At 71.0% G+C, this 14,323-nt stretch carries 9 protein-coding genes; 8 read left to right on the top strand and 1 reads right to left on the bottom strand.

The genetic code is table 11. The features are described 5' to 3' along the window. The first annotated feature begins 147 nt into the window (after positions 1–147). On the top strand, positions 148–1,809 hold the full coding sequence (locus tag NI17_RS15330) for a glycoside hydrolase family 3 protein (protein WP_068692141.1): 1,662 nt from the start codon (positions 148–150) through the stop codon (positions 1,807–1,809). A 168-nt stretch (positions 1,810–1,977) separates the two neighbouring features. Here NI17_RS15330 and NI17_RS15325 read toward each other — a convergent pair whose 3' ends face one another. Further along, entirely contained in the window at positions 1,978–3,174 is a 1,197-nt protein-coding gene (locus tag NI17_RS15325; RefSeq protein ID WP_068692143.1) for an acyl-CoA dehydrogenase family protein, read from the bottom strand. A 127-nt stretch (positions 3,175–3,301) separates the two neighbouring features. On the opposite strand from NI17_RS15325, the gene NI17_RS15320 reads away from it, so the two are divergent. The 7 genes from NI17_RS15320 (at position 3,302) to ftsE (ending at position 14,253) form a co-directional block, all read left to right on the top strand. Beyond that, positions 3,302–3,958 carry an HAD family hydrolase gene (locus NI17_RS15320; RefSeq protein ID WP_068692144.1) on the top strand — a complete coding sequence of 219 codons (657 nt, stop codon included), beginning with the start codon at positions 3,302–3,304 and terminating at the stop codon, positions 3,956–3,958. Positions 3,959–4,039: 81 nt separating this feature from the next. Further along, positions 4,040–4,471, top strand: a complete 432-nt coding sequence (locus NI17_RS15315; RefSeq protein WP_119267963.1) for a DUF6912 family protein — start codon at positions 4,040–4,042, stop codon at positions 4,469–4,471. A 584-nt stretch (positions 4,472–5,055) separates the two neighbouring features. Then, entirely contained in the window at positions 5,056–5,748 is a 693-nt protein-coding gene (locus NI17_RS15310) for an HAD family hydrolase (RefSeq protein WP_199860080.1), read from the top strand. 443 nt (positions 5,749–6,191) lie between these two features. Then, positions 6,192–11,045: an NAD-glutamate dehydrogenase gene (locus NI17_RS15305; RefSeq protein WP_068692149.1), complete on the top strand. Its 4,854-nt coding sequence runs from the start codon at positions 6,192–6,194 to the stop codon at positions 11,043–11,045. A gap of 115 nt (positions 11,046–11,160) precedes the next feature. After that, a complete protein-coding gene (locus NI17_RS15300; protein ID WP_068692151.1) occupies positions 11,161–12,000 on the top strand; it encodes a tetratricopeptide repeat protein in 840 nt (279 codons plus the stop codon). A gap of 81 nt (positions 12,001–12,081) precedes the next feature. Then, complete coding sequence (gene prfB / locus NI17_RS15295; protein WP_068692152.1) at positions 12,082–13,206, top strand: peptide chain release factor 2; 1,125 nt, start codon at positions 12,082–12,084, stop codon at positions 13,204–13,206. Positions 13,207–13,563: 357 nt separating this feature from the next. Next, complete coding sequence (ftsE, locus tag NI17_RS15290; protein ID WP_068692154.1) at positions 13,564–14,253, top strand: cell division ATP-binding protein FtsE; 690 nt, start codon at positions 13,564–13,566, stop codon at positions 14,251–14,253. Positions 14,254–14,323 lie beyond the last annotated feature (70 nt).

The raw sequence follows: 14,323 nt of genomic DNA, 5'->3' as shown, positions 1-14,323 counted from the left end.
CCCCCACGTCCGCCGTGAAACGTGTGTTCCACCGAGAAGCAGGTCGGACGCGGTGTCGCGGGGCCGGGGAAGGCCGCGTCGGTCCGCGCGCGGCCGCCGGACGTTCTAGGCTGGCCCCGTCCCGTCGAACGTCCGCTGAAGGTGTCCATGTCCTTTCGACGTCTCCCCGTGCTGGCCGGCGCCGCAGTCCTGCTCCTCACGACCGCGTGCGGCGGAGGAGGGACCGACCCGCATCCGGGGGACCGCCCGGCGCAGACCCTCACCTCGACCGACCCGGAGGCCGCGGCGGCGGAACTGCTGGCGGAGATGAGCCTCGAGGAGAAGGTCGGCCAGTTGTTCGTCCCCGTCCTCGTCGGCACCACCGCAGAGGAGAACGCCGACGTGGTCGGGCGGTACCACCCGGGCGGGTTCATCTACTTCCCCGACAACCTGCAGGACCCGGCGCAGGTCGCGACCATGTCCAACGGACTGCAGGAACTCGCCGCGGCCAGCGGCGCGGGCATCCCGCTGTTCCTCGGGGTGGACGAGGAGCAGGGAATGGTCTCCCGGCTGCCGTTCGGCGCGCGCTTCCCCGACGCGATGGCGGTGGGCGCCACCCGCGACCCCGACAAGGCGGCCGAACTGGCCTCGACCACCGCCGAGCAGCTCTCGGCGGTCGGCATCAACCTCGACTACGCGCCGGTGGCCGACGTCAACGTCAACGCGGACAACCCGGTCATCGGCATCCGCTCCTTCGGCTCCGACCCCGACCTGGTCGGCGAACTCGCGGCGGCCGAGGCCGAGGCGTTCCAGGCGGGCGGGGTGGTGGCGGTCGCCAAGCACTTCCCCGGCCACGGCGACACCGACGTGGACAGCCACACCGGCCTGCCCGTCATCGACAAGACCCGCGAGGACTGGGAGCGGATCGACCTGCCGCCGTTCCGGCGGCTGGTCGAGGCCGACATCGACATGATCATGACCGCGCACGTGCTCATGCCGCGGCTCGACAGCTCGGAGGAGCCCGCGACCCTCTCCCCCGACCTCATCACCGGCGTGCTGCGCGAGGAGCTCGGCTACGACGGCGTGGTCACCACCGACGCGCTCAACATGGAGGGGGTGCGCCAGAGCCACGACGACGGCGAGGTCGCGGTGCGCGCGGTGCTCGCCGGAGCCGACCAGTTGCTGATGCCGCCCGACCTGGACCTCGCCTACTCCGCGGTCCTGGCGGCCGTGGAGGAGGGGCGGATCGGCGAGGAGCGGCTGGACGAGTCGGTGCTGCGGATCCTGCGGCTCAAGCTGCGGCGCGGCCTCCTCGACGCCGAGCCGGTCGACCCCGAGGCCGCGGCCGGGGTGGCCGACCACACCGGGCACCGCGAGGCGGCCCAGCGGACGGCCGACGCCTCGGTGACCCTGCTGCGCAACAACGGCGTGCTGCCGCTGGCGGAAGGCGCGTCGGTGCGGGTGCTGGGGCCGGGAGGCGAGCGGATCGGCGCGGCGCTGGAGGACCTCGGGCACCCCCTCGCCGCCTCCGCCTCCGACGCCGACGTGGTCGTGGTGGGCACCGACGGGGCGCGCGGCGACGCCGAGCAGCGGGACCTGGTGGCGCAGGCGCGGGCGTCCGGCGCCCCGGTCGTCGTGGTGGCGCAGGGAACCCCCTACGACATCAGCGCCCTGCCCGAGCTGGACGCCTACCTGGCCGTCTACTCGTCGATGGAGGTGTCCCGCACCGCCGCCGCCCGGGTGATCGCCGGGACGGTGTCCCCGTCGGGGCGGCTGCCGGTGGACATCCCCGGAACCGACCTGGTGTTCGGCGACGGTCTGGGCTACTGACCGGCCACTCGGTGCTGACCGCCCCGGCACCGGGGAGCCCTCCCCCGGCGGCCCTCCTCCGGGGCGTCCACGGTCGGTCCGAGGGCGGGTCGGTTCCGGGCCGCCGACGCCGCGCGGAAGGTGCCGCGGGCCCCGCGGAGGACGACCTCGGGGCCCGCGGCGAGGGGGTCAGGAATACCGCTTGATCTCGCGGCGGGCCAGCGAGCGCAGGTGCACCTCGTCGGGGCCGTCGAAGATCCGCATGGCGCGCGCTCCCGCGTACATCTCCGCCAGCGGTACGACGTCGCTGACCCCGGCTCCGCCGTGGACCTGGATGGCGCGGTCGATGACGGCCACCGCGGCGCGGGGCGCGGCCACCTTGATGGCGGCGATCTCGTTGCGCGCGGCCTTCGCGCCGTACCTGTCGATCATCCAGGCGGTCTTGAGCACCAGTAGCCGGGCCTGCTCGATGGCCAGCCGCGACTCGGCGATCTGCTCCTGGACGACACCCTGGTCGGCCAGGGGCCTGCCGAAGGCGACCCGGCCGGTGGCGCGGCGCACCATCAGCTCCAGGGCGCGCTCGGCCTTGCCCAGGACCCGCATGCAGTGGTGGACCCGTCCGGGGCCGAGGCGGGCCTGGGAGATCATGAAGCCGTCGCCCTCGTTCGCGACCAGGTTCTCCGCGGGTACCCGGACGTCGGTGAACTCGATCTCGCAGTGGCCCTCCTGGTCCTGGTAGCCGAAGACCGGCAGGGAGCGCAGCACCTTCACGCCGGGGGTGTCGCGCGGGACCAGGACCATCGACTGCTGGCGGTGGATCTCGGCGCCGGGGTCGGTCTTGCCCATCACGATGAAGATCTCGCAGCGCGGGTCCGCCGCGCCGCTGATCCACCACTTGCGCCCGTTGATGACGTACTCGTCGCCGTCCCGGACGATCGAGGTGCGGATGTTGGTGGCGTCGGAGGAGGCGACGTCGGGTTCGGTCATCGCGAAGGCCGACCTGATCCTGCCGTCCAGCAGCGGCTCCAGCCACCGCTTCTTCTGCTCGGGGGTGCCGAACATGTGCAGCACCTCCATGTTCCCGGTGTCCGGGGCGGAGCAGTTGAGCGCCTGCGGGGCCAGGCTGGAGCGGCCGGTGAGTTCGGCGAGCGGGGCGTAGTCGAGGACGCTGAGCCCGCCCACGTCCGGCAGGAACAGGTTCCACAGCCCGCGCCGGCGCGCCTCGGCCTTGAGGTCCTCCATCACCGGGGGAAGCTCGTGGTTGCCGGGGCCCGCCTCGCGGCGCCAGGTGTGGTAGACGGGCTCGGCCGGGTAGACGCGCTCGTCCATGAACTCCTGAAGGTTGGCCAGGTAGTCCTTGGCCTTGGGGCTGAGTTCGAAATCCATGGGACGAGTATCGCACCGAACCGACCAGTCGGTACCTCGGGGGGCGTATCCTACCGGGGCACGAGGATTCAGCGGGCGTCGCGCGGGGAAATATCATCGCCCGGTAGATCGGGAGGCTGGAGGCGAAATGGTCCAGAGTCGCAGGGGAATCATCACCGACTGGGGCGGAGTGCTGACCACGCCGCTGCCCGAGACGATCTCCGCCTGGCTGGAGCAGGAGCGCATCGACCGCGCCGCCTACCGCGACGTCATGCGCACCTGGGTCCAGGAGGCCTACAGCGGCGGTACGCGCAACCCGGTCCACGCGCTGGAACGGGGCGAGGTCGAGATTCCCGAGTTCGAGCGGATGCTCGCCGACAGACTGCGGCTGGTCGACGGAGGCCCGGTGCCCGCCGAAGGGCTCATCGCGCGCATGTTCGCGGGCTTCGAGCCGATCGAGGAGATGTACGCGGCGCTGCGCGCGGCGCGCGACCAGGGGGTGCGTACCTGCCTGCTCTCCAACTCCTGGGGCAACGGCTACCCGCGCGAGCTGTTCGCCGAGACCTTCGACGGCGTGGTGATCTCGGGCGAGGTGGGCATGCGCAAACCCGAACCGGAGATCTTCCGGCACGCGCTGGAGCTGGTGGGCCTGGAACCGCAGGACTGCGTCTTCGTCGACGACGTCGAGAGCAACGTCGCCGCCGCCGTCGAGCTGGGCATGACCGGCATCGTGCACCGCGACCCCGGCGAGACGCGGGTGCGCCTGGAGGAGATCTGCGGGATCAGCCTGACCTCTCTGCTGTGAGATGAATCACGTCACGGAACACGGGTGGCCGGAGCCCCGCCCGTCCGGGAGGTCCCCGCGCGTCCGGCGACAATGGTCCACATGCGCATCTATCTGCCCGCCACTCTCGGCGCCCTCACCAAGGCCCTGGCCGAAGGGGGGTTCCGCGGCGCTCCGTACACCGCCTACGCCGTCACCCCGGCCCTCCGCGCCCGCCACGGCACGGACGACGAGGAGGAACTGGAGTACGCCGCCATGGAGGCGGCCGCCGAGGAGTCGCTGCGGCTGCTGGGGGCGGCGCCCGACGAGCCCGCCCGCAGGGTGGTGGTCGCGGCCGAGGTTCCCGACGCCGTCGTCCGCGCCGCCGACAGCGCCGACTCGCCCGCGGCGGTCCTGGTGGAGGCGGAGGTCCCGCTCAAGCGCGTGGCCTCCGCCCACGTCGACGACGAGACCGCGGCCCCCGACATCGCCGCCGGGCGCGCCGAGGACCACGAACTGCTGTGGTACGCCACCCAGGAACTGCGCTACCTGTGACCCGCCCGGGGGCCGACCCGGGCGGGTCGGACCCCGGGGGAGAGGCCGGGCAGCGGGTCGGGCTGGAAGCGCTCGGCGAGGGGGCGTGCGCTCCGGATCGGGGGAGTTCCCGGCGGTCGCCGCCGGCCAGGAGAGGGCGGACCCGGTGCCGTGCCCGGGCGTGGGCGGTGAAGAGGCCCGGGAGCGCCGACCGCTGAGGTTCGACGGAGGCGTCGAAGCCCGCCGACAGCCGGTTCAGCCGCTGCTCCGGGGGACCGCCGAGCCTGCCCGGCTCGGAGCGGAGCCGCCGCCGCGCGGACGCGGAGGAGCGGACCCGGGCGACGGCGTCCCCGAGCCCACCGAGTCCGTGGTTCCGGTGGAACTCGCCGCCCACCAGCCAGGCTGTCGGGTCCGTACCCACTGACCGGTGCTCCTGCCGTCTCGGTGCGTGTGCTCTCTCACCGTTGACCGCGCGGAGCGCGCCGGGGTTCCCAGGCGAAACGATCCGACGGGAATCGGGGGGTGCGGCAGAATAGGCACCGGTATGTGGCGTCAACGACGTCTCCCACCCCCGAGCGAAGGAGCTCCCCATCAGCCGCCTGGTGTTGTGGAACATCGACCTCACCCTCGTCGACGTCGCCCGGGTGACGCGCGCGGCCTACGCCGAGGCCTTCGAGAAGGTGACCGGCGTTCCGCTGGTGTACCTGGCGCCCGCGGCGGGGCGGACCGACTCCGAGCTCTTCTTCGACTTCCTGGCCCGCAACGACGTCGACGACGTCGACGAGGCGCTGCTGCCGCGCTTCACCGAGGAGCTGGGCGCGGCCTTCGCGCGGCGGCGCGACCAGCTCGCGGCCGGGGGGCGGATGATGCCGGGCGCCGCCGAGGCGCTCGACGCGCTCATGCGGCTTCCCGACACCGTGCAGACGGTCGTCACCGGGACGATCATGGCCAACGCGAAGGTCAAGCTCGCCGCGTTCGGCCTGGACAGTCGGCTCGACCTGAGTATCGGCGGCTTCGGGTCGGAGCACTACCCCAAGGCCAGCCTCATCCAGTTCACCCGGATGCGGGCGGAGGAGGCCTACGGGCGCGCGTTTCCGGAGAACCGGACCGTCTACATCACCGAGTCCGCGCGCGACGTCGAGGCCGCCCGCATCGGCCGGGTCCGGCCGATCGCCGTGGTCAGCGGCTCCTCGACCGAGACCCAGCTTCGTGCGGCGGGCGCCGAGCACATCCTGGCCGACCTCACCGACCCGGCCGCGGTGGTGGCCGCGGTCCGGGCGGCCACGGGCGGGGACTGAGCCGGGGCGTCGCCCGCCCGCCGGGTGGGAACTTCCCGAGTCCGCCCCACGGCCGCGACCACGGCGGTAACCTCGGAAAGCAGGGATGTGGCGACCGCCGGACCGTGCGGGGGCGGTCGGGGTGTGATTTGTTGTGCGATGTGTGGATAGTAGGGTTTTGGCCTGAAACCCACTCTTAACGAGTGAAACACACTGTTGACCGAGTCGCTCACGATTGCTCTCTGTGAACCCCAGTAGCCTGGAACCGCGACGCGGACCGGACAACGAGGTCCGGGCCACCAGCGTCTTCGCCTGTGCGCACGGGGTCTCGCACCGACGGTTCCGGCTGGACAGACGGCTGTGAATGTGATCCGTCTCTGTCACACAACTTCACATAGGACGCGTGGCGTCGCGAGCGCCACGGCCTGTGACCCCCTACGACTCACAAAGGAGTGAGATCGCAGATGTCAGGGCAACCCGACGCCGTCAAGGACCAACTGCTTGACGACGCCGTCAGTCAGTGGTCCGAATCGGCCGGACCGCTTCCGGTGGACATCGACCGGTTCGGACGGTTCCTGCGGTTGTACTACCGGCACGTCGACCTCGAAGAACTCAAGGAACGGCCGTCCGCCCAGATCGTACGGCACGCCCTCTCCCACTGGGAGCTGGGCGCGCAGCGGACGCAGGGACGGGCCAAGGTGCGGGTGCGCAGCCCCGAAGACGACGGGGACACCGAGCACAGCGTCGTGGAGATCGTCACCGACGACGCACCGTTCCTGGTCAGCTCGGTCGCCATGCGCCTGGCCGAACAGGGCGTCAGCGTGCGGCTGATCATCCACCCCCAACTGCGGGTGGAACGCGACCCCCTGGGCGACATCGTCGAGATCGACCCCGACGACTACACCCTGCAGCCGCTGCACGAGTCGTGGATCCACCTGGAGATCGACCGCCAGGCCGGTGAGGCCGCGCTCAAGGAGTTGGCGGGCGACCTGAACGACGTGCTCACCGACGTGCGCCTCGTCGACGAGGACCACGCCAGGATGCGGCACACCGCGCTGCGGCTGGCCGACCGCGTCGTCGCCGACGCCGACACCCTCGTCTCGGGAGGCGTCGACGAGACCGAGATCGGGGAGAGCGCGGAGTTCCTGCGCTGGGCGGCCGACCGGCACTTCACCTTCATGGGCTACCGGGAGTACCGGCTGGACACCGACGACAACGGCGTCGAGGGGCTGCGCGCCGTCCTCGGCACCGGACTGGGACTGCTGCGGATGGACTCCTCCGACGCCCAGGCGGTCCGGCCCCTGCCGCCCGAAGGACGCCGCAGGGCCCGCGAACCGCACGTGCTGGTGCTCACCAAGGCCAACTCCCGCTCCACCGTCCACCGCCCCAAGCACCTCGACTACATCGGGGTCAAGAAGTTCGACGAGCACGGCCGGGTCGTCGGTGAGCACCGCTTCCTCGGCCTGTACACGCACGAGGCCGAGACCAGCGCCAACAGCCAGATCCCGATCCTGCAACGCAAACAGGACGAGACCCTGCGGCGCTCCGGATTCGCCCCCGACAGCTACGACGGCCGCGAGGCCATCGAGCTCCTGGCGGGATTCCCCCGCGAGGAGCTGCTCCAGATGTCGGTGGACGAGATCCAGGAGATCGTGCTGGGCGTCCTGAGACTGCGCGAACGGCGCGGCACCCGGCTCTTCCTGCGCCGCGACATCTACGGACGGTACATGTCGTGCCTGGTCTACATGCCGCGCGACCGCTACACCACCAAGGTGCGGCTGGCCGTGCAGGACGTGCTGGCCAGGGCCTTCAGGGGCGCCACCATGGACCACAGCGTCATGGTGGGCTCCTCGTCGCTGGCGCGGCTGCACATCGTGGTGCGCGCGGGAAAGGGCGCCTCGCTCGCGGGAGTCGACCGGGCCGAACTCGAAGCCGAGGTCGCCAGGGCCACCCGCTCCTGGAACGACGACTTCGCGGCGGAGCTGACCGCACGCTTCGGCGCGACCCGCGCCCGCGAACTGCTGGACGCCTACCTCGACACGATCCGCGAGAGCTACAAGGTCGACGTGCCCGCCTCCGTCGCGGTCGACGACATCGCCCGCATCGACCGGCTCGGCCCCGACGACCTCTCGGTCCGGCTCTACCCCTCCGAGGGGCGGTTACCGGGGGAGTGGCGCTGCAAGGTGTACCGGACCGGTCGGCCCATCTCGCTGTCCCAGGTGCTTCCGCTGCTGGAGCACATGGGCCTGGAGATCATCGACGAGTGGCCCTACGCCTTCGACCGCGCGGCGGAGGACGGCCAGCGCCGTGAGTGGGCGTGGATCTACGACTTCGGCCTCGCCGACCCGCCGGAGGGCGGGGACGCCATGCACCAGGCGAGAAGCCTGTTCGAGGAGGCGTTCGTCGCGCTGTGGCGCGGACAGGTCGAATCCGACGACTTCAACGCCCTGGTCGTGCGCGGCGGACTCGACTGGCGCCAGGTCACCGTCCTGCGCGCCTACGCCAAGTACCTGCGCCAGACCGCCAGCACCTTCACCCCCGCCTACATCGCCGACGTCCTGGTCTCGCACACGCACATCGCCCGACTCCTGGTCCGGCTGTTCGAGTCGCGGTTCGACCCGAGGCTGGGCACGGGCCGGGAGGAGCGGTGCGAGGGGATCACCGAGGAGATCCGCGGGGAACTCGACCAGGTCGACAACCTCGACTCCGACCGCATCCTGCGGTTCTTCCTCGCCGCGGTCGAGGCGACCCTGCGCACCAACTACTTCCAGGACGGCGGAGCAAAGCCCTACCTGGTCTACAAACTCGACCCGCGGCGCATCCCCGATCTGCCCCAGCCCCTGCCCAGGCTGGAGATGTTCGTCTACTCCCCCCGCGTCGAAGGCGTCCACCTGCGCTTCGGCGCGGTGGCGCGCGGCGGGCTGCGCTGGTCGGACCGGCTCGAGGACTTCCGCACCGAGATCCTGGGCCTGGTCAAGGCGCAGACCGTCAAGAACGCCGTCATCGTGCCCACCGGGGCCAAGGGCGGATTCGTCTGCAAGCGGCTGCCCAGGGGGGACCGCGACACCGTCATGGCCGAGGTGGTGTCCTGCTACAAGCAGTTCATCAGCGGCCTGCTGGACGTCACCGACAACCTGGTCAACGGCCACGTCAGCCATCCCGAGGACGTGGTCCGCTACGACGGCGACGACTCCTACCTGGTGGTCGCGGCCGACAAGGGGACAGCCACCTTCTCCGACATCGCCAACTCCATCGCCGCCGAACGCGGCTTCTGGCTCGGCGACGCCTTCGCCTCCGGAGGATCGGTCGGCTACGACCACAAGGCGATGGGCATCACCGCCCGCGGCGCCTGGGAGTCGGTCAGGTACCACTTCCGCGAGTTGGGCGTGGACGTCCAGAACGAGGACTTCACGGTCGTGGGCATCGGCGACATGTCCGGGGACGTGTTCGGCAACGGCATGCTCCTGTCGGAGCACATCCGCCTGGTCGCGGCCTTCGACCACCGGCACATCTTCCTCGACCCCGACCCCGACCCGGCGGTGAGCCACGCCGAACGCCGACGGCTGTTCGGACTGCCGCGCAGCTCCTGGGCCGACTACGACACGGCGCTGATCTCCGAGGGCGGCGGCGTCTACTCGCGCACCGCCAAGTCCGTGCCGGTCACCCCGCAGGTCCGCGAGGCCCTCGGGATCGCCTCGGGCGTCACCTCGCTCACCCCGCACGAACTCATCAGGCACGTCCTGACCGCCCCGGTGGACCTGCTGTGGAACGGGGGCATCGGAACCTACGTCAAGGCGTCCACCGAGACGCACGCCGCGGTCGGCGACAAGGCCAACGACCCGGTCCGCGTCGACGCCGCCCAGTTGCGCTGCAAGGTGGTCGGCGAAGGCGGCAACCTGGGGCTGACCCAGGCGGCCCGGATCGAGTTCGCCCTCGCGGGCGGCCGGGTCAACACCGACTTCATCGACAACTCCGCCGGTGTGGACACCTCCGACCACGAGGTGAACATCAAGATCATGCTGGACCGGGAGATCCGGGCCGGACGGCTGGGCAGGGCCGAGCGCGACGAACTGTTCGTCGGCATGACCGACGAGGTCGCCCGCCTGGTGCTGCGCAACAACTACCACCAGAACGTGGTGCTGGCCGCGGCCCGCAAGCAGAGCCCCAGCATGCTGCACGTCCACACCCGCTACATGCGCCGACTGGAACGCGACGGCCACCTCAGGCGCAGACTGGAGTTCCTCCCCGACGACAAGGCCGTCGCGGCGCGCCGCTCCGCGGGCCAGGGCCTGACCGGGCCGGAGTTCGCCACCCTGATCTCCTACACCAAGATCGCGCTGGCCGAGGAGATCCTCGCCTCCGACCTGCCCGACGACCCCTACCTGCGGTCCGTGCTCGTGGAGTACTTCCCGACACCGCTGCGTGAGCGCTTCGGCGACGCCATGACCCGGCATCCGCTGCGGCGGGAGATCATCACCACCATGGTGGTCAACGACATGGTCAACCGGTGCGGCTCCACCTTCGCCTTCCGCTTCAACGAGGAGACGGGAGCGGACGCCCCCGAGATCGCCCGCGCCTACCTGCTGGTCAGGGAGGTCTTCGGGCTCAGGGACTTCTGGGCGGAGGTGGAGGACCTCGACCACCGACTCGACGTCGACACGCAGTTGAAGATGCTGCTGGAGGCCCGCAAACTCGTCGAGCGCTCGGCCCGCTGGCTGATGCGCCACCGCTCCTTCGGCTCCGACCTCAACGCCGAGATCGCCCGCTTCCGCGAGGGGGTCAGGGAGATCGTCCCGCAACTGCCCGAAATGCTGCAGGGGCGCGACCTGCACTCCTTCGACGAGCGGCGCAGTTCCCTCGCCGCCCGGGGAGTCCCCCCGGCGCTGGCCGAGCGGGTCGCCGGCATGGTCCCCGCCTACTCGACCTTCGACCTGGTGCGGGTGGCCGAGGAGACCGGCCGGTCGCTGCGCGAGGTCGCCGAGGTCTACTTCGACCTCGCCGACCAGTTGCAGCTCAGCCGGCTGCGCGAGCGCGTCATCGCGCTGCCGCGGGACGACCGCTGGAGCACGATGGCGCGCGGTGCCGTGCGCGACGACCTGTACGCCGCGCAGGCCGACCTGTGTGCGATCATCCTGCGATCGGGCCACCCCGGGGAGCGGCCGGACGAACTGCGCGCCCACTGGACCGAACAGAACCGCAACGCGGTCCGGCGGGCCGCCGAACTGCTCTCCGAGATCTGGGAGACCGAGCGCTTCGACCTGCCCACCCTCTCGGTGGCGGTGCGCTCGATCCGGTCGCTGGTGGACTCCAGTAGCTGAGCCGCGACCCCGCGACGGTGAGGGGGGTGTGTCCGCGCCGCGGGCACACCCCCCGCGGGCGTCCGGAGACGGGGGCGGGGTGGCGCCGCCCGCCCGGAGTTGGTGTCATGGCGGTGTGGAGCCGAACAGGGAGCAGCCGAGCGTCGACGCGCTGCTGGAGGCGGTGGACGACGCCTGGGACGACGCCGACCGGCTGCGTGCGCTGGTCCGGGGCGCGCTCGACGCGGGGTTCGGTCCGGAGATCCTGCCCGCGGCCGAGCGGGTGCGCCGCCTCGACCCCGACCTCGACCGGGGCGCCGTGCTGCACGCGCTGGCGCTGCGCGGCTGCGGCCGGCACGAACAGGCCGAACGGGAACTCGTCGCGCACATCAGGGCCCGCGGCGGCCACGCCGACACCTGGTTCGCGCTCGTCCCGCTGGCAGAGCGCAGAGGAAGCGCCGCCGACATCGCCACCGCCCTGGCCAACGCGCTGCGCTGCGACCCGAACCACGCGGGCGCGCTGGTGTGGGGCTGGCGGTACCACACCCGCCAGGACGGGCTGGCGCGGGCCGACCGGTGGCTCGCCGAGTACGCCCCGGACAGTTGGCGCGCCACGGTGATGCTGGGCGAACGCGCCCTGTACCAGGAAGAGGTGGAGCGGGCGGTGGAGCTGTTCGACGCCGCCTGCGAGCGCGGGCCGCGCCGCGGCGAACCCCTGCTGCGGGGCGCTCGGGCACTGGCCCGCGGCGGCCACGACGCGGAGTGCGTCGAGCTGGTGCTGAGCCGGTGGAGCGGCTCCCGCGGGGCCGAGCCGCTCATGGAGGCCATCGAGGCGCAGCTGCGCCTGGGACGGGTCGCCGACGCGGTCTTCGCCCTGGCCAGGCTGCGCGGGCTGCGCGACGTCGAACGCGACCATCCGGAGGCGGCCGACCTGTACCGCCGGGTGGCCCGGGCCCGCGCCGAGGCGGGGCTGTGACCTCGGACGGAACGGTCGCGGGCCCGGCGGAGGCGACGCCGCGTTGGCGAGCCGACGGTTCCGGCCGTCTAGACTGGCGGTGTGGCAGAACTAGACCCCGCAGAGCAGATCAAGGAACTCTCGTCCACGCTGGAGAGCATCGAGGCCGTGCTGGACCTCGACGCCAAGCGCACGGAGATCGAGCAGCTGCGGGAGCAGTCAGCCGATCCCGAGCTGTGGAACGACCAGGAGAACGCGCAGAAGGTCACCCGTCGGCTGTCCTTCCTGGAGTCCGAGATCACCAGGGTCGAGGGCATCCGCGGTCGGCTCGACGACATCGGGGTGCTCTTCGAGCTCGCGGCGGCCGAGGACGACGCAGACACCCTCGCCGAGGCGCGGACCGAACTGGAGTCGCTGCGCCGGGACATCGGCGAACTCGAGGTGCGCACGCTGCTGTCGGGCCCCTACGACGAGCGTGAGGCCCTGGTCAGCATCAACGCCCAGGCGGGCGGAGTGGACGCGGCCGACTGGACGCAGATGCTGCAGCGCATGTACCTGCGCTGGGCCGAGCGCCACGGCTACCCCACCGAGATCTACGAGACCTCCTACGCCGAGGAGGCCGGCATCAAGTCCACGACCTTCGTGGTCAGGGCCCCCTTCGCCTACGGCATGCTGCGCGGCGAGCACGGCACCCACCGGCTGGTGCGCATCTCGCCCTTCGACAACCAGAGCCGCCGCCAGACCTCGTTCGCCGGGGTCGACGTGGTTCCGGTCGTGGAGCAGAGCGACCACATCGACATCGACGAGAGCGAACTGCGGATCGACGTGTACCGCTCCTCGGGCCCGGGCGGCCAGGGCGTCAACACCACCGACTCGGCGGTGCGCATCACCCACCTGCCGACCGGGATCGTGGTGGCCTGCCAGAACGAGCGCTCCCAGTTGCAGAACCGCGCCACCGCGATGTCGGTCCTGCAGGCCAAGCTGCTGGAGCGCAAGCGCCAGGAGGAGGAGGCCGTGCTCGCCGAACTGCGCGGCGAGGCCACCAGCAGTTGGGGCACCCAGATGCGCAACTACGTGCTCCACCCGTACCAGAGCGTCAAGGACGTGCGCACCGGGATGGAGAGCGGCAACACCGGTGCCGTCCTGGACGGCCAGATCGACGAGTTCATCGACGCCGAGATCAGGTGGATGCGCAGCCAGGAGCGGGACCAGCAGGCTACGGGATGATCACGGCGGTGGCACCGTCGCCGCCGTCGGTGGACGCCGGTCGGCGACAGGATCTACGGTGGTGGCGTACACCCCGAAGAGCCATGTATATGTGAACGTTACCACCGCTTGACGTTTCCTCTATGCTCTTGGTTGCTGATTGGTGTTGCCTCCGAGACCACGGTGAGGCGGGGGGCGGAAGACACCTCGGCGCTGGGGAGCGGACAGCGGTGCCGTGCGTTCCGTGGTTCGCTGTGGACCCGGACATTCCGGGTCGCTTTCCCCCCTACACTGTCGATTGGCCCTGTGGCCGCGGTACTGCTTCGAGCGGACCCACCGCTTGTGGGCCCCAACCTTCGAGATCCTTGTGATGCGCCCGTGATCCAGTTTGAAAACGTCACCAAGGTCTACCCGACCCAGAAACGTCCCGCACTGAACGGCGTTTCCGTCGACGTCGACAAGGGAGAGTTCGTCTTCCTCGTCGGCCCCTCGGGATCGGGTAAGTCAACGTTCCTCCGTCTCATCCTCAAAGAGGAGAAACCGACCAAGGGCCGAGTCCACGTCGCGGGCAAGGACCTCGCGCGACTGTCCAACTGGAAGGTTCCGCACCTGCGCCGCCGGATCGGGTGCGTGTTCCAGGACTTCCGGCTGCTGCCGAACAAGAACGTCTTCGAGAACGTCGCGTTCGCGCTGGAGGTCATCGGAAAGCCCCGCCGGTTCATCCGCAAGGTCGTCCCCGAGGTCGTCGAGCTCGTCGGGCTTGAGGGCAAGGCCGACCGCATGCCCGACGAACTCTCCGGTGGTGAGCAGCAGCGCGTGGCGATCGCGCGGGCGTTCGTCAACCGGCCGCAGATCCTGCTGGCCGACGAGCCCACCGGAAACATCGACCCCGCAACCTCGATCGGCATCATGAAGGTGCTCGACCGAATCAACCGCACCGGAACGACCGTCGTCATGGCGACGCACGACGCCGCCATCGTCGACTCGATGCGCAAGCGCGTGATCGAGCTCGAGGACGGCGAGGTCATCCGGGACCAGTCGCGTGGCGTCTACGGCCAGGCGTACTAGGTCCCGCTTTTCGTGAATCCCGGGCTCGCAGAGCCTGTAGCGGAACACCGCCCAGCGGCTCTGTTCGCAC

Origin of the sequence: Thermobifida halotolerans (genome assembly GCF_003574835.2) — a bacterium.
Lineage (GTDB): Bacteria > Actinomycetota > Actinomycetes > Streptosporangiales > Streptosporangiaceae > Thermobifida > Thermobifida halotolerans.
The sequence above is the reverse complement of the archived record's forward strand: the minus strand, read 5'-3'. Positions and strand labels throughout refer to the sequence as shown.